The organism is Pseudomonas piscis, assembly GCF_009380155.1.
Lineage (GTDB): Bacteria > Pseudomonadota > Gammaproteobacteria > Pseudomonadales > Pseudomonadaceae > Aquipseudomonas > Aquipseudomonas piscis.
Genome location: NZ_WHUV01000001.1, coordinates 638086 through 655878, shown reverse-complemented (window position 1 = coordinate 655878; position 17793 = coordinate 638086). Strand labels below are relative to the sequence as shown.

Genomic DNA, 17793 nt, shown 5'->3' with positions numbered 1-17793 from the left:
ATTAGAAGTAGCCTTGGCGTTTTTTGTCTTCCATCGAGCCTGCGCCATCGTGGTCGATGACCCGGCCCTGGCGCTCCGACGTACGGGTCAGGAGCATTTCCTGGATGATGTCGGTCAGGGTCTCGGCTTCGGACTCGACCGCGCCCGTCAACGGGTAGCAGCCCAGGGTACGGAAACGCACTTTCTTCTTGACGATGCGCGCCTTCTCCTCATCGCTGAGGTGCTCGAGGATGCGCTCATCGTCGATCATGATCAGGGTGCCGTTCTTTTCGATCACTTCACGCTCGGCGGCGAAGTACAGCGGCACGATCGGGATACCTTCCAGGTAGATGTATTGCCAGATGTCCAGCTCGGTCCAGTTGGACAGCGGGAACACACGGATCGACTCGCCCTTGTTGACCTTGCCGTTGTACACGTTCCACAGCTCGGGACGCTGGTTCTTCGGGTCCCAGCGGTGCTTGCTGTCGCGGAACGAGTAGACGCGCTCCTTGGCGCGGGACTTCTCTTCATCGCGGCGAGCCCCGCCGAACGCGGCGTCGAAGCCGTGCTTGTCCAGGGCCTGCTTGAGGCCCTCGGTCTTCATGATATCGGTGTGCTTGGCACTGCCGTGGGTGAAGGGGTTGATGCCCTGGGCCACGCCATCGGGGTTGACGTGGGTGATCAGGTCCAGGCCCATTTCCTCGACCATGCGATCGCGGAACTTGTACATCTCCTGGAATTTCCACCGGGTATCGACGTGCATCACCGGGAATGGCAGCTTGCCGGGGAAGAACGCCTTGCGGGCCAGATGCAACATCACCGCAGAGTCCTTGCCGATGGAGTACAGCATCACCGGATTGTCGAACTCGGCCGCCACCTCGCGGATGATGTGGATGCTTTCCGCCTCCAGCTGTTTCAGATGCGTCAGTTTGTCGACCATGGCTACTCACGAAAGCTTTCTTATGGACGGCCTGCGGGCCGTGTTCGAGCGGGGCATGCTAGCACAGCGGCCTTCTTCTAATCAGGGAGCCAACTAGAACGAAACGGTATATGAATATACCCGCCCGTTCGCTGGTTCCGGGCCCTGCCGATGCGGCCGCAAACGGCGATCGACACCGGCGGGGCCCACCGGGAAAGACCTGACGAAATGCCGTCAGATCGGGTTCGGGCAATCGATGAACAGGTGCTCCAGGGCGAAGCGCCGGGCCAGGTAGTCACCCAGCGCCTGCACGCCGTAACGCTCGGTGGCATGGTGGCCGGCAGCGATGAAACTGATGTCGTTCTCCCGGGCGCTGTGGAAGGTCTGTTCCGAAGCCTCGCCACTCAGGTACAGGTCGACCCCGGCCTGCACCGCCTGATCGATGTAACCCTGGCCACCGCCGGTGCACCAGCCGACCCGGCGGATCATCTCGCTGCCTTCCACCAGCAGCGGTTCACGGCCCATCGCCTCCTGTACCCGGCGGGCGAAGTCCCGCGCAGTGACGGGCTCGTCCAGGGAACCCACCAGCCCCACGACCTTGGGGTTCTCCGGATCCAGCGGGCCTTCCACGGTAATGTCCAGTTGCCGGGCCAATTGCACGTTGTTGCCCACTTCCGGATGCAGGTCCAGGGGCAGGTGATAGGCCAGCAGGCTGATGTCATGCTTGAGCAGGGTCTTCAAGCGGCGCTGCTTCATGCCGGTGATGCAAGGGTTCTCGCCTTTCCAGAAATAGCCATGGTGGACCAGCACCAAGTCGGCCTTGGCCTCTACTGCCGCGTCCAGCAACGCCTGGCTGGCGGTGACTCCGCTGACGATGCGCATGACCTGTGGACGCCCTTCGACCTGCAGGCCATTGGGGCAATAGTCGGCGATACGCGAACTGCCCAGGTAGCGATCCGCTTCTTCTACCAGTGTGCTCAGGGCAACGGCCATGAAAGACTCCTAAATATCCCGTCCAGAGGCGCGTGCGGCCTCGTATAATGCGCGACATTATGGGGCCGTGCGCAGCCCTTCGTAACCACCCAGGACTTGCCCGATGCTCAAGGCTCTGCGTTTTTTCGGCTGGCCACTACTGGCCGGCGTGCTTATCGCGTTGTTGATTATTCAGCGTTACCCGCAATGGGTCGGCCTGCCCAGCCTGGATGTGAACCTGCAGCAAGCGCCGCAAACCACTGGTACCCAACAGGGACCAGTGTCCTACGCTGATGCGGTGATCATCGCCGCCCCTGCGGTGGTCAACCTGTACACCACCAAGGTGATCAACCGGCCGGCCCACCCGCTGTTCGAGGACCCGCAGTTCCGACGCTTCTTCGGTGACAACCTGCCCAAGCAGCAGCGCATGGAGTCGAGCCTGGGTTCCGGGGTGATCATGAGCCCCGAAGGCTACTTGCTGACCAACAACCACGTGACCTCCGGCGCCGAGCAAATCGTGGTGGCCCTCAAGGACGGCCGGGAAACCCTGGCCCGGGTCATCGGCAGCGACCCGGAAACCGACCTGGCGGTACTCAAGATCGATCTGAAGAACCTGCCCTCGATCACCGTCGGCCGCTCGGAAAACGTCCGCGTTGGCGACGTCGCCCTGGCCATCGGCAACCCGTTCGGGGTAGGCCAGACCGTGACCATGGGCATCATCAGCGCCACTGGCCGCAACCAGCTGGGCCTGAACAACTACGAAGACTTCATCCAGACCGATGCGGCGATCAACCCGGGCAACTCCGGCGGCGCCCTGGTGGACGCCAACGGCAACCTGACCGGCATCAACACCGCGATCTTCTCCAAGTCCGGCGGCTCCCAGGGCATCGGCTTCGCCATCCCGATCAAGCTGGCCATGGAAGTGATGAAGTCGATCATCGAACACGGCCAGGTCATCCGTGGCTGGCTGGGAATCGAGGTGCAGCCGCTGACCCAGGAGCTGGCGGAGTCCTTCGGGCTGGCCGGGCGCCCGGGCATCGTGGTGGCGGGGATCTTCCGCGATGGCCCGGCGCAAAAGGCCGGCATGCAACTGGGCGACGTGATCCTCAGCATCGATGGCGAACCTGCCGGCGACGGCCGCCGCTCGATGAACCAGGTGGCCCGGATCAAGCCCACCGAGAAGGTGGCGATCCAGGTCATGCGCAACGGCAAGGAACTCAAGCTGACTGCCGAGATCGGCCTGCGACCGCCTCCCGCGCCAGTCAAGGAAGAGGAATGATGTGAGCCCGGCCATGCCGGGCTAACAATATACACTCTCATTGGTCATGTTATATTGTTTCAATATCGCTATTGGAACAGCCCCATGACGCCCCGAAGAATCTTCACCCTGGCAGGCCTGGCCCTGGGCCTGCTGGCCGATCCCGTATACGCCGAAGAACCGCAGCCGGTGGAACTGGAGACCATCCGCATCAGCGGCGAGTCCGAATCCGCCACGGGCCCGGTGAAAGGCTACCGCGCCACCCGCTCCGCCAGCGCCACCAAGACCGATACGGCGATTCGCGAGATCCCGCAGTCCATCAGCGTGATCCCCACCAGCGTGCTCCAGGACCTGGGCAGCAGTAACGTCGAGCGGGCCCTGGACTTCGCCGGAGGCGTCTCGAAGCAGAACAACTTCGGCGGCCTGACCTTGTATGAATACAGCATCCGCGGCTTCACCACCTCGGAGTTCTACAAGGACGGCTTCAGCGCCAATCGTGGCTACCCCAGCACCCCGGACGCCGCCAGCATCGAACGCATCGAAGTGCTCAAGGGCCCGGCCGCCAGCCTCTACGGCCGCGGCGACCCCGGGGGCACGGTGAACATCGTCACCAAGAAGCCCCAGCCGCAGGCATTCACCACCCTGCGCACCAGTGCCGGTAGCTGGGATCGCTACCGCACCGAACTGGACCTCAACACCCCGCTGGATGCCCAGGGCAACCTGCTGTCGCGGGTCAACCTGGCGGTGGAGGACAACCACAGCTTTCGCGAGCACGTCGACAGTCGCCGGGTGTTCGTCGCCCCCTCCTTGAGCTGGCAGTTGAACCCGGATACCAGCCTGCTGCTGGAAAGCGAGTTCGTTCGCCACAGCTCGACCTTCGACCGCGGCATCGTCGCCCCCGGCAACCGCTGGAATGGCGTCTCGCGCTCGACCTTTCTCGGCGAGCCCAGCGACGGCAACATCGACAACCACAACAGCATGCTTCAGGCCAGCCTGGAACATCACCTCGACGACAACTGGAAGCTGCGCCTGGCCAGCCACTACAAGGAGGGCAAGCTGTGGGGCTTCGCCTCGGAAACCCGCCCCTTGAATGCCGACCGGCATACCGTCGACCGGCGCTACCGCGAGCGCGACAATAACTGGCACGACAGCATCACCCAGCTGGAACTGCGGGGCCTGTTCGACCTCGGCAGTTGGCAGCATGAGCTGCTAATCGGTAGCGAGTACGAGAACTACCGCAAGAACGAGCGGGTCACCGCCATTGCTGGCAGCCCCTATGCCATCGATATCTACAACCCGGTCTACGGCCAGGCCAAGCCCGACGGCAAGCGCTCCGGCACTGACTTTTTCGAGCACGTCGAAAGCCGCGCCTTGAACCTCCAGGACCAGATCGTCTTCAGCGAACGCCTGCGCGGCATGCTGGGCGCGCGTTTCGAACATTTCGAGCAACGGATCGACGACCACGCCACCGGCAAGCGCAGCCGCCAGAACCACGATGCCCTGACCCAACGCGCCGGGCTCCTGTATCAACTGACTCCGCAGTTCGGCCTGTTCGCCAACGCCTCCACCTCGTTCAAGCCCAACAATGGGGTGGATGCTGCCGGCAAGACCTTCAATCCCGAGGAAGGCGTCGGTTATGAAGTGGGGATCAAGAGCGAGCTGTTCGACGAACGCCTGAGCGCCACTCTTGCCGCCTTCCACATCGACAAGGAAAACGTCCTGGCCCTGGATCCCGGCACCGATTCCAGCCGCGCCATGGGCAAGGCACGCAGCCAGGGCTTCGATTTGCAATTCAGTGGGCAGCTGAGCGACGCGGTACGGGTGATTGGCGCCTATGCGCTGATCGATGCCGAAGTCACCAAGGGCGACCAGGCAATTCCCACCGGCAGCCGCATTCTCGGGGTCGCCAAGCACAGTGGCAGCCTGCTGGGAGTCTATGAATTCCAGGACGGTCGCCTCAAGGGCTCGGATATCGGCGCGGCCCTGACTTATGTCGGCGACCGTTCGGGCGAGGCCGGAGGCCGCTTCGAACTTCCCGCCTACCGTACCCTGGACCTGCTGGCCCACTACAAAGCCAGCGACAACCTGACCCTGGGCCTGAACCTGAACAACCTGTTCGACGAGAAGTACTACGAGCGCTCCTACAGCAACTACTGGGTCACCCCGGGAGAACCGCGCAACTTCACCGTCAGCCTGACACTCAACCTGTAGAAGGGAACCACCATGCAATCGATGCAAACCATTGTCCTGCTGGGCCTGCTCGGCACCCTGGGCACCACCCAGGCCGTGGCCCATGGCCTGTGGACCGAACAGCGACGCGGCAACATCGAGGTGGTGTACGGCCATGGCGCCGAGGATGATGCCTTCAAGCCGCGCAAGATCAGCGGCGCCTGGGCCTATGACAGCCTGGGAAGGATGATCCCGGTGACGGTGCAACGCCTTGCCGATCACGCCCGGCTGCAACCGCTCAAGCCTCCAGCTGTGCTGGCGGTCGCCCTGGACAACGGGCCCTGGTCGCAAACCGCCGACAAACAGTGGATCAACCAGGGACGTAGCCAGGTGCCTGGCGCCATCGCCTCGACCCATACCTTCAAGTACAGCCTGGCGATCTATCAGCCCGGAGCGAAGCTACCCAGCCTCGATCAGCTCAAGCTGGTGATCCTGCCCGAGACCGATCCGCTGTTGGTGGGGCCCGGCAAGAGCCTGCCGGTACGGGTCCTGCTCGACGGCCAGCCGGCGGCGGGAGTGAAGCTGGTGGGGGATTACCGCAATGCACCCAATACCCTGAGCACCGAGACCGATGCCCAGGGCCGCGCCCAGGTACTGGTGCGCAACGAGGGCTTGAACGTGATCGCCGCGCAGGTCGAGGTGCCGCTCAAGGACAACCCCGACGCGGCCTCCCGCGGCCTGTTCAGCTCCCTGACATTCCTGGGACAACCGCACCACGAATAAGCGCAGCCGCAGGCTGCAGTGGCAAAGCGGCAAGCCTTTAGCTGCAAGCGAGAAGCCCCAGGCACATGCTCAGGGCTTCCAGCTTGCCGCTTAGAGCTGCCCCAATCCGTCGACCAGGGCCTGGTTCTGCTCCGGCGTGCCGATGCTGATCCGCAGGAACTGGGCGATCCGCTGCTGCTTGAAGTGACGCACGATCACGCCTTGCTCCCGCAGCTTGGCTGCCAGGCCCGCGGCATCGTGTTGCGGGTGGCGGGCAAAGATGAAGTTGGCCGCCGAAGGCAGCACTTCGAAACCCTTGGCCTGCAACTGCGCCACCAGCCATTCGCGACTTTCAATTACCTGCTGGCAAGTCTTCTGGAAGTACTCGCGATCTGCGAAAGCCGCGGCCGCACCGACAATCGCCAGGCGATCCAGGGGGTAGGAGTTGAAGCTGTTCTTGACCCGTTCCAGGGCCTCGATCAGGTCCGGATGCCCTACCGCCAGGCCCACCCGCAAACCCGCCAGGGAACGGGACTTGGACAGGGTCTGGGTCACCAGCAGGTTCGGGTAGCGGTCCACCAGGCTGATGGCGGTCTGGCCACCGAAATCGATGTAGGCCTCATCCACGACCACCACCGAATCGGGGCTGGCCTTGAGGATCTGCTCCACCGCCTCCAGGGCCAACAGGCAACCGGTAGGCGCATTCGGGTTGGGGAAAATGATGCCGCCATTGGGCTTGGCGTAGTCGGCCACGCGGATCTGGAATTGCTCGTCCAGCGGCACCGCGTCGAAATCGATGCCATACAGGCCGCAATACACCGGATAGAAGCTGTAGCTGATGTCCGGGAATAGCAGCGGCAGGTCCTGTTGCAGCAGGCCATGGAAGATGTGCGCCAGGACTTCGTCGGAACCGTTGCCGAGGAACACCTGGTTGGCCTTCACCCCGTAGTAGCTGGCCACCGACTGCTTGAGCAGGTCGCTGTTGGGATCGGGGTACAGCCGCAGGTTGTCGTTGAGCTCGGCCTGCATTGCGGCCAGGGCCTTGGGCGACGGGCCATAGGGATTTTCGTTGGTGTTGAGCTTGACCAGCTTGGTCAGCTTGGGTTGTTCGCCCGGTACGTAGGGCACCAGGTTCTTGACGAACGGACTCCAGAATTTGCTCATGCTCATTGCCCCTGATCTTGGTCGTCGACAATACGGTATTCAGCGCTGCGGGCGTGGGCGGTCAGCGACTCGCCACGGGCCAGCACCGAGGCCGTACGGCCCAGTTCGGATGCGCCCTGCTCGGAACAGAAGATGATCGACGAGCGCTTCTGGAAGTCATACACCCCCAGCGGCGAGGAAAAACGCGCGGTGCCGGAAGTCGGCAGCACGTGGTTCGGGCCGGCGCAGTAGTCGCCCAAGGCCTCCGAAGTGTGGCGGCCCATGAAGATCGCCCCGGCGTGGCGGATCTGCGGCAACCAGGCTTGCGGGTCGGCCACCGATAGCTCCAGGTGCTCGGGGGCGATGCGGTTGGCCACCTCGATGGCTTGCTGCATGTCGCGGACCTGGATCAGCGCGCCCCGGCCATTGATCGAGGTGTTGATGATCTCGGCCCGCTCCATGGTCGGTAGCAGCTTGGCGATGCTGGCGGCTACCCGATCGAGGAACTCGGCATCCGGGCTGACCAGGATCGCCTGGGCATCCTCATCATGCTCGGCCTGGGAAAACAGATCCATGGCGATCCAGTCCGGATCGGTCTGGCCATCGCACACCACCAGGATCTCCGAGGGACCGGCGATCATGTCGATACCGACCTGGCCGAATACATGCCGCTTGGCGGTGGCCACATAGATGTTGCCCGGACCGACGATCTTGTCCACCTGGGGCACGCTCTGGGTGCCATAGGCCAGCGCGGCCACGGCCTGGGCGCCACCGATGGTGAACACCCGGTCGACCCCGGCGATGCAGGCTGCGGCCAGCACCAGCTCGTTGACCTCGCCACGAGGAGTCGGCACCACCATCACCACCTCGGAGACGCCGGCAACTTTCGCCGGGATGGCGTTCATCAGCACCGAAGACGGATACGACGCCTTGCCGCCCGGCACATACAGGCCGGCACGGTCCAGGGGCGTGACCTTCTGGCCGAGCACGGTGCCATCGGCCTCGGTGTACTGCCAGGAGTCCTGCTTCTGCCGCTCATGGTAGACGCGCACGCGGTTGGCGGCCTTTTCCAGGGCCTCGCGCTGTACCGGGGTGATGCGGGTCAGGGCCAGCTCCAGGCGGGCACGGTCGAGGATCAGGTCATCGATGGCCTTGGCCTGGACGCCATCGAAACGCTGGGTGAACTCCACCAGCGCCGCATCACCGCGCTCGCGCACGGCCTTGATGATGTCGAGCACACGCTGGTTGACCGCGTCGTCGGACACGCTTTCCCAGCTCAGCAGATGATCCAGATGTCGGGCGAAATCCGCATCGGCAGCGTTGAGTCGGCGAATTGCAGTGGGAGCGGTCATAGCGAAGGCCTCATTGATTGGCGAATGCACAAAAGGACAAGCTTGGTTTTGCATGACTCAGGCGCCGCAAGACTACCAGGCCATCCGCGTGGGCACCTGAGCATGCTGGGTATGACGCGGATAGATGGGCGCGGCTCGGGGGCCACGCATGTGAGTCAGCCGCGGTGTCGCGATTCCACTGCCTTGCGCAGGGTATCGATGAGCAACTGGATGCGGGCGTGCTGCATCTTCATGGATGCCTTGTTGACCACCAGGCGGGAGCTGATGGTAGCGATCAGTTCCTGGGGTTCCAGGCCATTGGCTCGCAGGGTATTGCCGGTATCGACCACGTCGATGATCTTGTCCGCCAGGCCGATCAGCGGTGCCAGCTCCATGGAACCATAGAGCTTGATGATGTCCACCTGGCGACCCTGCTCGGCGTAGTAGCGCTTGGCCACGTTGACGAACTTGGTGGCGATCCGCAGGCGGCCCTTGGGCTCCTGGGCACCGACGGCGCCGGCAGTCATCAACTTGCACTTGGCGATCTGCAGGTCCAGCGGCTCGTACAGGCCCTGGCTGCCGTACTCCATCAGGACGTCCTTGCCGGCCACCCCGAGATCAGCGGCGCCATGCTCGACATAGGTCGGCACGTCGGTGGCACGCACGATCAGCAGGCGTACATCGTCCTGGGTCGTGGGGATGATCAGTTTGCGGCTCTTGTCCGGATTCTCGGTTGGCACGATGCCCGCTTCAGCCAGAAGCGGCAGCGTGTCGTCGAGGATACGGCCCTTGGACAGTGCGATGGTCAACATGAGTAACGTAAGTCCTTATGCGGCGACTGATGCCCGGACGCAAACGGCGCCAGACATGCGTCGAGCCTGAAGACAGGCTCGACGTGGAACAAGAATCTGTGGCACCTCCCTGTGCCCACGGCAGGCTAGCCCGGTACGCGGCGGATCTTCGCGCCCAGCATCTGCAGCTTCTCTTCGATGCACTCGTAGCCACGGTCGATGTGGTAGATGCGATCGATCAGGGTATCGCCTTCGGCCATCAGGGCCGAAATCACCAGGCTGGCCGAGGCCCGCAGGTCGGTGGCCATCACTGGCGCGCCCTTGAGCAGGTCGGCGCCGGTAACGATGGCGGTGTTGCCTTCGACCTGGATCTTGGCGCCCATGCGGTGCAACTCGTACACGTGCATGAAGCGGTTCTCGAAGATGGTCTCGATCACCGCGCCAGTGCCCTCGGCAATCGCGTTCAGGGAAATGAACTGCGCCTGCATGTCGGTCGGGAACGCCGGGTATGGAGCGGTACGCACGTTGACCGCCTTGGGGCGCTTGCCGTGCATGTCGAGCTCGATCCAGTCGCTGCCGGTGGTGACTTCGGCGCCCGCTTCCTTGAGTTTTTCCAATACGGCTTCAAGGATGGTCGGATCGGTATCCTTGACCTTGACCCGGCCACCGGTAACGGCGGCGGCCACCAGGTAGGTGCCGGTCTCGATACGGTCGGGCATGACCTTGTAGGTGGCCGAGTGCAGGCGCTCGACGCCATCGATGGTGATGGTGTCGGTGCCGGCGCCGGAGATCTTCGCACCCATGGCGATCAGGAAGTTCGCCAGGTCGACGACTTCGGGTTCGCGGGCGGCGTTCTGCAGCACACTGCGGCCCTTGGCCAGGGCAGCGGCCATCATGATGTTCTCGGTACCGGTCACGCTCACGGTATCGAAGAAGAAGTTCGCGCCACGCAGGCCGCCTTCGGGGGCACGGGCCTTGATGTAGCCGCCTTCGACGTCGATCTGCGCGCCCATGGCTTCCAGGCCGCGGATGTGCAGGTCCACCGGACGCGAGCCGATGGCGCAGCCGCCAGGCAAGGCCACTTCGGCTTCACCGAAGCGCGCGACCATCGGGCCCAGCACCAGGATCGAGGCACGCATGGTCTTGACCAGCTCGTAAGGCGCCACCAGGGTCTTGATGGTGCGCGGGTCGATCTCGACGCTGAGTTTCTCGTCGATCACAGGCTCGATGCCCATGCGACCGAACAGCTCGATCATGGTGGTGATGTCGTGCAGGTGCGGCAGGTTGGCCACGGTGACCGGGCCATCGCACAGCAGGGTTGCCGCCAGGATAGGCAGCGCGGAGTTCTTGGCCCCGGAAATGCGGATCTCGCCATCGAGGCGAGCACCGCCGGTAATAATCAATTTATCCATAAGAGTCTCGACGCCCTTGGGCTCAGGTGCGCTCGGCCCAGGCCGCGCGGCTGAAAAATTTCATGGTGATCGCGTGGATGCTGCCATTGGCAATCCATGGATTCAAATGGGCATAGATGCTCTGCTGACGCTTAACCGGGCTCAAGGCCGACAGTTCGTCGCTAATCACGTTCAGCTGAAAGTTGCAGCCTTCGCCCTCAACTTCTACCTGAGTTCCGGGCAGCTTTCCCTCGAGAAAGCTCTTCACTTCGTTGGCCTGCATGCTCAACCTCAATCGGCGCCCTGTGCGCGCGGGTCGGACATCATACAAAAAAGCCCCGCGCCTGCGAACCCCGCATAAGCAGGACTCTGACGGGGGGCTTTGCGTGACCCTGTGGCGACTAGGGCTGCGCGAGGATCTCGGTCACCCCGGACACCTCGGCGATTTCCTTCATGCCGTCCGGAAGCGCATGCACGCTCACGGCCTTGCCCAGCGCCTGGGCGTCACGCATGAAGGCCAGCAACAAGGCCAGGCCGACACTGCTGGAGCGCTCTACCGCCGAGCAGTCGAGCACCAGCGCCGGGGCCTGGCTCGACTTGATCAGCGCCTGGCCCTGCTTGCGCAGGCCCGGGCCGCTGCGATAGTCCAGCACGCCGCTGATCAACAGCTCCCCGGCGGTACCGAGGCGTACGCCCGCCTCGCTCATTGCTCGGCCTTTGGCGCGGCGTTGTCGGTAGCTTCCTTGGCCTTGGCCACTTCGCCGGCCCAGCCGTCGATGGTCTTGTCCAGGTTGTTGCCGTTGCGCTGCATGGCATCGGCGAACTGATCGCGGAACAGCTTGCCGATATTGATGCCATTGATGATCACGTTACGAATTTTCCACTCGCCGCTGATCTTCTCCAGGGTGTAGGACACCGGGTAGATCGCCCCGTTGTTGCCCTTGACCTGCATGTCGACGCTGGTACGGGTACCGCTTTCATCCTTGGGAGGAGAAATGGTGATGCCCTGGTTGTTGTATTCCAGCAGCGCGTTGCCATAGAACTGGATCAGGCTGCGCTTGAAGTTCTCCTGGAAGCGCGCCATCTGCTCCGGGGTGGCCTTGCGCGAATACTTGACGGTCATGATGCTGCGGGAGATGCCATCGGCATCCACCGCCGGGCCGACAATACCGTTCAGGGAGTTGTAGAAGTCGTTCGGGCTTTGCTTGTACTTCTCTTTATTGGCGGCAAGATCGGCCAGCAGGCGGTTGGTAGTGTCCTGCACCAGGTCATGGGCGGAGGTCGGGCTCGCCGCATTGGCCAGCAACGGCAGCGCAGCGAATAGCACCAGCAGGCCACGTCGCAAGATAGAAATCATCGAAAAACTCCTCATTTGGCGTCTTTGCTAACGGTATTGAGCAGGAATTTACCGATCAGGTCTTCCAATACCAGCGACGACTGGGTGTCGTGGATGGTTCCACCATCCTTGAGCAGGGCCTCTTCCCCACCCACGCTGATACCGATGTATTTCTCACCCAACAGGCCAGCAGTCAGGATAGATGCAGTGGAGTCGGTCGGCAGGTTATCCACGCGCTTTTCCAGCTGCATCGTCACCCGGCCAGTGAAGCTGTCGCGGTCCAGATCGATTGCCGTGACCTTGCCGATGGTCACCCCGGCCATGGTCACCTTAGCTCTGACCGTCAAACCGGCGATATTGTCGAAATAGGCATAAAGTTTATAAGTATCGGTGCTCGCGGTCGGAGACAAGCCACTGACCCGCAGGGCAAGCAACAGCAAAGCCAGGATGCCGGCCAGCAGGAAAAGGCCGACACCGATTTCCAGGGTGCGGTTTTGCATCAGAAATCTCCAAACATCAAGGCGGTCAGAATAAAGTCCAAGCCCAGTACGGCCAACGAGGCGTACACCACGGTCTTGGTAGTGGCACGGCTGATCCCCTCTGAGGTGGGCTCACAGTCGTAGCCTTGGAATACGGCGATCCAGGTCACTACAAAGGCAAAGACGATGCTCTTGATCACGCCATTGAGCACGTCACTGCTGAAATTCACGCTGTTCTGCATGTTCGCCCAGTAGGAGCCTTCATAGACTCCCAGCCAGTCGACGGCCACCCACGAGCCCCCCCAGATACCCACCACGCAGAAAATCATGGCCAGCAGGGGCAAGGAGATGAAACCGGCCCACAGGCGCGGGGCGATGATGTACTTGAGCGGATCGACACCGATCATCTCCAGGCTGGAGAGCTGCTCGGTGGATTTCATGTTGCCGATCTCGGCGGTCAGTGCCGAACCGGCGCGCCCGGCGAACAGCAGCGCGGTGACTACCGGCCCCAGCTCGCGCAGCAGAGTCAGGGCGACCATCTGGCCTACCGCCTGCTCCGAACCGTAGCTGGAGAGGATGTTGAAGCCCTGCAGCGCCAGCACCATGCCGATGAAGATCCCCGACACGACGATGATCACCAGGGACATGACGCCCACTGAATGCAGTTGCTTGACCAACAGGCCGAAACCACCGCCGATGCTGCCGCGACCGAGCAGCGCATGGAACAGGAACAGGGTGGAACGCCCCAGTACCGCCAGGACATCGATGCCTGAGCGACCGAAGAGGCGAATCCTCTCGATTAGCGATATCTTGCGCATCAGCGCTTCCCCAGAAGATCTGCGCGGTAGTCCGGCGCTGGAAAGTGAAACGGTACCGGGCCGTCGGGATCGCCCTTCATGAATTGCCGGATACGCGGATTGTCGGAGTCCATCAACTCGGCAGGAGTTCCCTGGCCCAACACCTGGCCATCACCCACTACATAGAGGTAGTCGGCGATGCTCGCGGTTTCCGCCAGGTCATGGGACACCACGATGCTGGTGATGCCCAGGGCATCGTTGAGCAGGCGAATCAGGCGCACCAACACCCCCATCGCGATCGGGTCCTGGCCCACGAAAGGCTCGTCGTACATGAGGATCTGCGGATCCAGGGCGATGGCCCGGGCCAGGGCGACCCGGCGCTTCATGCCGCCTGAAAGCTCATCAGGCATGAGGTCGACGGCCCCACGCAGCCCCACCGCCTGCAGCTTGAGCAGGACAATGTCACGAATCATTTCGTCAGGCAGCTGGGTGTGCACCCGCAGCGGAAAGGCCACGTTCTCGAAGACATCCAGATCGGTGAACAGCGCACCGCTCTGGAACAGCACGCCCATCTGCTTGCGAGCATCGAACAGATCGCTGCGCGAGAGCGTCGGCAGGTTCTGGCCATTGACCCAGACCTCGCCGCTGCTAGGCCGCAACTGCATGCCCATCAAGCGCAACAGGGTAGTTTTCCCACAGCCGGAAGGCCCCATGATGCCGGTGACCTTGCCCCGCGGAATACGGATATCCACGTTATTGAATATGCTGCGCGCACCGCGCTTGAAGGAAACGCCCTTCAGCTCGACCGCGTAAGCGTTGTCGGCACTCATCTAAACTCCTTGCGATGCAGCCTAACACTCGGACGCTAGGCTCTCTCCCGAGAGCACGTGCCCCTGGGCAGGCCGAACTGGCGGCGAACTATATCACTGCTGATGCAGAGCCCCCAAGGCCGAAGCCATGACCGTTCAGGTATAGGACAGGCAAAATCGCCGGATTCTCTGCGCAAGTAGACAAAGGCTGACGAACTTGCGTGAGGGATTCGATCATTACCGCTATAATCGCCGCCTTTTCATCGGGCTATACGATTTCAGACATGAGTCAATCCAGCGACCTGATTCAATCGGCACAACGCACAATTCGCCTCGAAATCCAGGCAGTAGAGAGCTTGCTGCCCCATATCGACGCAGATTTCGTTCGTGCTTGCGAGATGATTCTGGCCAGCAAAGGTCGAGTAGTAGTGGTCGGCATGGGCAAGTCCGGGCATATCGGCAACAAGATCGCCGCCACCCTGGCCAGCACCGGCACCACGGCGTTCTTCGTCCACCCGGCCGAAGCCAGCCATGGCGACATGGGCATGATCACCCGCGACGATGTGATCCTCGCCCTCTCCAACTCCGGCTCCACCAATGAAATCGTGACCCTGCTGCCACTGATCAAGCGCTTGGGCATCCAACTGATCAGTATTACCGGCAACCCTGATTCACCGCTGGCCAAAGCCGCCGACGTCAACCTCAACGCCCATATCGAACATGAGGCCTGCCCGCTGAACCTGGCACCGACCTCCTCGACCACCGCCGCCCTGGTCATGGGCGATGCCCTGGCCGTGGCGCTGCTGGAGGCGCGCGGCTTCACCGCCGAAGACTTCGCCTTCTCCCACCCTGGTGGTGCACTGGGGCGTCGCCTGCTGCTGAAGGTCGAAAACATCATGCATGCCGGCGAACAGCTGCCCCAGGTCCAGCGCGGCACCCTGCTCAAGGACGCCCTGATGGAGATGAGCCGCAAGGGCCTGGGCATGACCGCTATCGCCGAGGCCGACGGGCGCCTGGCCGGGGTCTTCACCGACGGCGACTTGCGCCGCACCCTGGACCGCAACATCGACATCCATCACACCACCATCGATGAAGTCATGACCCTGCGCGGCAAGACCGCACGCGCCGAAATGCTGGCAGCCGAAGCCTTGAAGATCATGGAAGACAATCGAATCAACGCACTGATCGTGGTGGATAACGAGGATCGCCCGATCGGCGCCTTCAACCTGTCCGACCTGCTGCGCGCGGGAGTGATGTAAATGAACGACGACCTGCTGCAACGCGGCAAGCACATCAAGCTGGCGGTCTTCGACGTCGATGGCGTGCTGACCGACGGGCGCCTGTACTTCCTCGAGGATGGCAGCGAATTCAAGACCTTCAACACTCTCGACGGCCAGGGCATCAAGATGCTCATGGCAGCCGGAGTACAAACCGCCATCATCAGCGGTCGCAAGACGCCAGTAGTGGAGCGCCGGGCCAAGAACCTGGGAATCCCTCACCTGTACCAGGGCCGCGAAGACAAACTGGTGGTATTGGACGGGCTTCTCGCCCAACTGGGCCTAAGCTATGAACAGGTCGCCTATCTGGGCGATGACCTGCCCGACCTGCCGGTGATCCGCCGCGTCGGCCTGGGCATGGCGGTCGCCAACGCGGCCCCGTTCGTCCGCGAGCATGCCCACGGCACTACAACGGCACGGGGCGGCGAAGGCGCTGCCCGCGAGTTCTGCGAACTGATCCTGCATGCCCAGGACCGCCTCGAAGCAGCCAACGCTGCTTATTTATAGGGTCCCACCGATGCTGAGCAAAAAGATTCGCAACATCCTGATCTTCGGGACCATCGCCCTGCTGTTCGCGGCGGTCGGTTACTGGAACATCAGCCCTGAGCGGTTTCTCGACAAGCCAGTGGTGCAGGTCGATGAAAGCGCCATCGACTATTTCGTGATCAACGCCCACAGCGTGCAGTACCTGCCCGATGGCAAGCTGCAGTACGAGATGACCTCGGACAAGGTCGAGCACGTCAAGGCCAGCGAAGTGACCCTGCTGACCAAGCCTGACCTGCAGATGTATCGCGGCACCACCTATCCGTGGCATGTCCAGAGCGAGCGTGGCGAGGTCAACCCCGATGGCACCGAAGTCGAGCTGATCGACTCCGTCCGCGTGGCCCGAACCGACGAGAGAAATCGCAACCTGCTGATCACCACCAGCCGCATGACAGTATTCCCGCAGAAGCAATATGCGCAGACCGAGCAAGCCGTTAGAATCGACGGCGCCGACGGCGTGACCACTGCCAAGGGAATGAAAGCGTATTTGAAAGACGGCAGGATGAACCTGCTATCGAACGTAAGAGGACAGTATGAGGCTCGTTAAAACCCTCCCTATTTTGCTCAGTCTGGGCGCAGCACTGGGAAGCGTGAGCGCCTGGGCTCTGCCGAACGATAGCCAACAGCCGATCCGTATCCAGGCCGATGACGCCCAGCTCGACGACAAGAATGGCGTGGCCACCTACAAGGGCGACGTAATCATCACCCAGGGCTCGATGAAGATCACCGGCAACACCGTGACCATCACCCGGGCCAAAACCGGTGAAATCGACGTAGTGACCTCGGTGGGCAACCTGGCCTACTTCGAGCAACTGCAGAAGCAGACCGATCCGAAGCCGGTCCAGGCCTATGCCGTGACCATCCAGTACCATGCCCAGCAAAACCGCATCGTGCTGATCGACAAGGCCAAGGTCATCAACGACGGCAACACTACCGAAGGCGAGAAGATCGTCTACGACACCGTCAAGCAAGTGGCCAACGCCGGTCGCGCCAACGGCAGCTCGGTTACCGCGCCACGTCCGCGAATCGACATGGTCATCCAGCCGAAAAAGAAAACCGACGAGCAAAAGGCCCAGTAATGGCAACTCTCAAAGCCCAGCACCTGGCCAAGAGCTACAAGAGCCGCCAGGTCGTACGTGATGTCAGCCTGTCCATCGACAGCGGCCAGATCGTCGGCCTGCTTGGCCCCAACGGTGCCGGCAAGACCACCTGCTTCTACATGATCGTGGGCCTGGTCCAAGCCGATCAGGGCCGAGTCCTGATCGACGACCTGGACGTCAGCCACCAGCCGATGCACGGCCGCGCCCGTGCCGGTATCGGCTACCTGCCCCAGGAAGCCTCGATCTTCCGCAAGCTGTCGGTGGCCGACAACATCATGGCCATCCTCGAGACCCGCAAGGAGCTGGACAAGGCCGGCCGCCGCCAGGAGCTGGAAAGCCTGCTGCAGGAATTCCACATCAACCACATCCGCGACAACCTCGGCATGAGCCTGTCCGGTGGTGAGCGCCGTCGCGTGGAAATCGCCCGCGCCCTGGCTACCGCCCCCAAGTTCATCCTGCTGGACGAACCTTTCGCTGGCGTGGACCCGATCTCGGTCGGCGACATCAAGCAGATCATCCACCACCTCAAGGCCAAGGGGATCGGCGTGCTGATCACCGACCACAACGTCCGCGAAACCCTGGACATCTGTGAGACCGCCTATATCGTCAACGACGGACAACTGATCGCCGAAGGCGACTCCCAGACCATCCTGGCCAACGAACTGGTCAAGGAAGTCTACCTGGGCCATGAGTTCCGCCTGTAAGGGCTGAGGTGCTGGACCCATTGCCTGGGCGCT

At 62.4% G+C, this 17793-nt stretch carries 20 protein-coding genes; 8 read left to right on the top strand and 12 right to left on the bottom strand.

Features of this window, described 5'->3' with window-relative positions; all coding sequences use genetic code 11:
• Position 1 precedes the first annotated feature (1 nt).
• Both cysD and GDH07_RS03030 read right to left on the bottom strand, forming a co-directional pair.
• Positions 2–919, bottom strand: a complete 918-nt coding sequence (gene cysD / locus GDH07_RS03035; protein WP_022642340.1) for a sulfate adenylyltransferase subunit CysD — start codon at positions 917–919, stop codon at positions 2–4.
• 213 nt (positions 920–1132) lie between these two features.
• Positions 1133–1891, bottom strand: coding sequence for a Nif3-like dinuclear metal center hexameric protein (locus GDH07_RS03030; protein WP_022642339.1), 759 nt, complete (start codon positions 1889–1891; stop codon positions 1133–1135).
• A gap of 103 nt (positions 1892–1994) precedes the next feature.
• Here GDH07_RS03030 and algW point away from each other — a divergent pair, with 103 nt between their 5' ends.
• The 3 genes from algW (at position 1995) to GDH07_RS03015 (ending at position 6080) form a co-directional block, all read left to right on the top strand.
• Positions 1995–3149 carry a Do family serine endopeptidase AlgW gene (gene algW / locus GDH07_RS03025; RefSeq protein WP_022642338.1) on the top strand — a complete coding sequence of 385 codons (1155 nt, stop codon included), beginning with the start codon at positions 1995–1997 and terminating at the stop codon, positions 3147–3149.
• 84 nt (positions 3150–3233) lie between these two features.
• Positions 3234–5339, top strand: a complete 2106-nt coding sequence (locus GDH07_RS03020) for a TonB-dependent siderophore receptor (protein ID WP_152896649.1) — start codon at positions 3234–3236, stop codon at positions 5337–5339.
• 21 nt (positions 5340–5360) lie between these two features.
• Complete coding sequence (locus tag GDH07_RS03015) at positions 5361–6080, top strand: DUF4198 domain-containing protein (RefSeq protein ID WP_178124025.1); 720 nt, start codon at positions 5361–5363, stop codon at positions 6078–6080.
• Positions 6081–6170: 90 nt separating this feature from the next.
• Here GDH07_RS03015 and hisC read toward each other — a convergent pair whose 3' ends face one another.
• From hisC to GDH07_RS02965, 10 genes are all read right to left on the bottom strand, one after another.
• Positions 6171–7223 carry a histidinol-phosphate transaminase gene (hisC, locus tag GDH07_RS03010; RefSeq protein ID WP_152896647.1) on the bottom strand — a complete coding sequence of 351 codons (1053 nt, stop codon included), beginning with the start codon at positions 7221–7223 and terminating at the stop codon, positions 6171–6173.
• A 2-nt stretch (positions 7224–7225) separates the two neighbouring features.
• Positions 7226–8554, bottom strand: coding sequence for a histidinol dehydrogenase (gene hisD / locus GDH07_RS03005; RefSeq protein ID WP_022642335.1), 1329 nt, complete (start codon positions 8552–8554; stop codon positions 7226–7228).
• 155 nt (positions 8555–8709) lie between these two features.
• Positions 8710–9345, bottom strand: coding sequence for an ATP phosphoribosyltransferase (gene hisG, locus GDH07_RS03000; protein ID WP_152896646.1), 636 nt, complete (start codon positions 9343–9345; stop codon positions 8710–8712).
• A 125-nt stretch (positions 9346–9470) separates the two neighbouring features.
• Positions 9471–10736 carry a UDP-N-acetylglucosamine 1-carboxyvinyltransferase gene (gene murA / locus GDH07_RS02995; RefSeq protein WP_022642334.1) on the bottom strand — a complete coding sequence of 422 codons (1266 nt, stop codon included), beginning with the start codon at positions 10734–10736 and terminating at the stop codon, positions 9471–9473.
• A gap of 22 nt (positions 10737–10758) precedes the next feature.
• Positions 10759–10998, bottom strand: a complete 240-nt coding sequence (locus GDH07_RS02990; protein WP_022642333.1) for a BolA family protein — start codon at positions 10996–10998, stop codon at positions 10759–10761.
• A 118-nt stretch (positions 10999–11116) separates the two neighbouring features.
• The gene (locus GDH07_RS02985; RefSeq protein ID WP_085596302.1) at positions 11117–11422 is read right to left on the bottom strand and encodes an STAS domain-containing protein; all 306 of its coding nucleotides are present in this window, start codon (positions 11420–11422) and stop codon (positions 11117–11119) included.
• Positions 11419–12072, bottom strand: coding sequence for an MlaC/ttg2D family ABC transporter substrate-binding protein (locus GDH07_RS02980; RefSeq protein ID WP_103325013.1), 654 nt, complete (start codon positions 12070–12072; stop codon positions 11419–11421). The genes GDH07_RS02985 and GDH07_RS02980 overlap by 4 nt, the downstream gene beginning before the upstream one ends.
• Before the next feature lie 11 nt (positions 12073–12083).
• Positions 12084–12551, bottom strand: coding sequence for an outer membrane lipid asymmetry maintenance protein MlaD (mlaD, locus tag GDH07_RS02975; protein ID WP_011059277.1), 468 nt, complete (start codon positions 12549–12551; stop codon positions 12084–12086).
• Positions 12551–13348, bottom strand: coding sequence for a lipid asymmetry maintenance ABC transporter permease subunit MlaE (gene mlaE / locus GDH07_RS02970; RefSeq protein WP_022642330.1), 798 nt, complete (start codon positions 13346–13348; stop codon positions 12551–12553). The genes mlaD and mlaE overlap by 1 nt, the downstream gene beginning before the upstream one ends.
• A complete protein-coding gene (locus GDH07_RS02965) occupies positions 13348–14157 on the bottom strand; it encodes an ATP-binding cassette domain-containing protein (RefSeq protein ID WP_022642329.1) in 810 nt (269 codons plus the stop codon). Before GDH07_RS02965 ends, mlaE begins: the two co-directional genes overlap by 1 nt.
• A gap of 263 nt (positions 14158–14420) precedes the next feature.
• Here GDH07_RS02965 and GDH07_RS02960 point away from each other — a divergent pair, with 263 nt between their 5' ends.
• From GDH07_RS02960 to lptB, 5 genes are read left to right on the top strand one after another with little or no spacing between them, the layout of a single operon-like run.
• Entirely contained in the window at positions 14421–15395 is a 975-nt protein-coding gene (locus GDH07_RS02960) for a KpsF/GutQ family sugar-phosphate isomerase (RefSeq protein ID WP_031320905.1), read from the top strand.
• Entirely contained in the window at positions 15396–15920 is a 525-nt protein-coding gene (locus GDH07_RS02955) for a KdsC family phosphatase (RefSeq protein WP_022642327.1), read from the top strand.
• Between the two features lie 10 nt (positions 15921–15930).
• Entirely contained in the window at positions 15931–16503 is a 573-nt protein-coding gene (gene lptC, locus GDH07_RS02950) for an LPS export ABC transporter periplasmic protein LptC (protein WP_085596309.1), read from the top strand.
• Positions 16490–17035: a lipopolysaccharide transport periplasmic protein LptA gene (gene lptA, locus GDH07_RS02945; RefSeq protein ID WP_053134140.1), complete on the top strand. Its 546-nt coding sequence runs from the start codon at positions 16490–16492 to the stop codon at positions 17033–17035. The genes lptC and lptA overlap by 14 nt, the downstream gene beginning before the upstream one ends.
• Positions 17035–17760: an LPS export ABC transporter ATP-binding protein gene (gene lptB / locus GDH07_RS02940; protein ID WP_022642325.1), complete on the top strand. Its 726-nt coding sequence runs from the start codon at positions 17035–17037 to the stop codon at positions 17758–17760. The genes lptA and lptB overlap by 1 nt, the downstream gene beginning before the upstream one ends.
• The last annotated feature ends 33 nt before the right edge of the window (positions 17761–17793 follow it).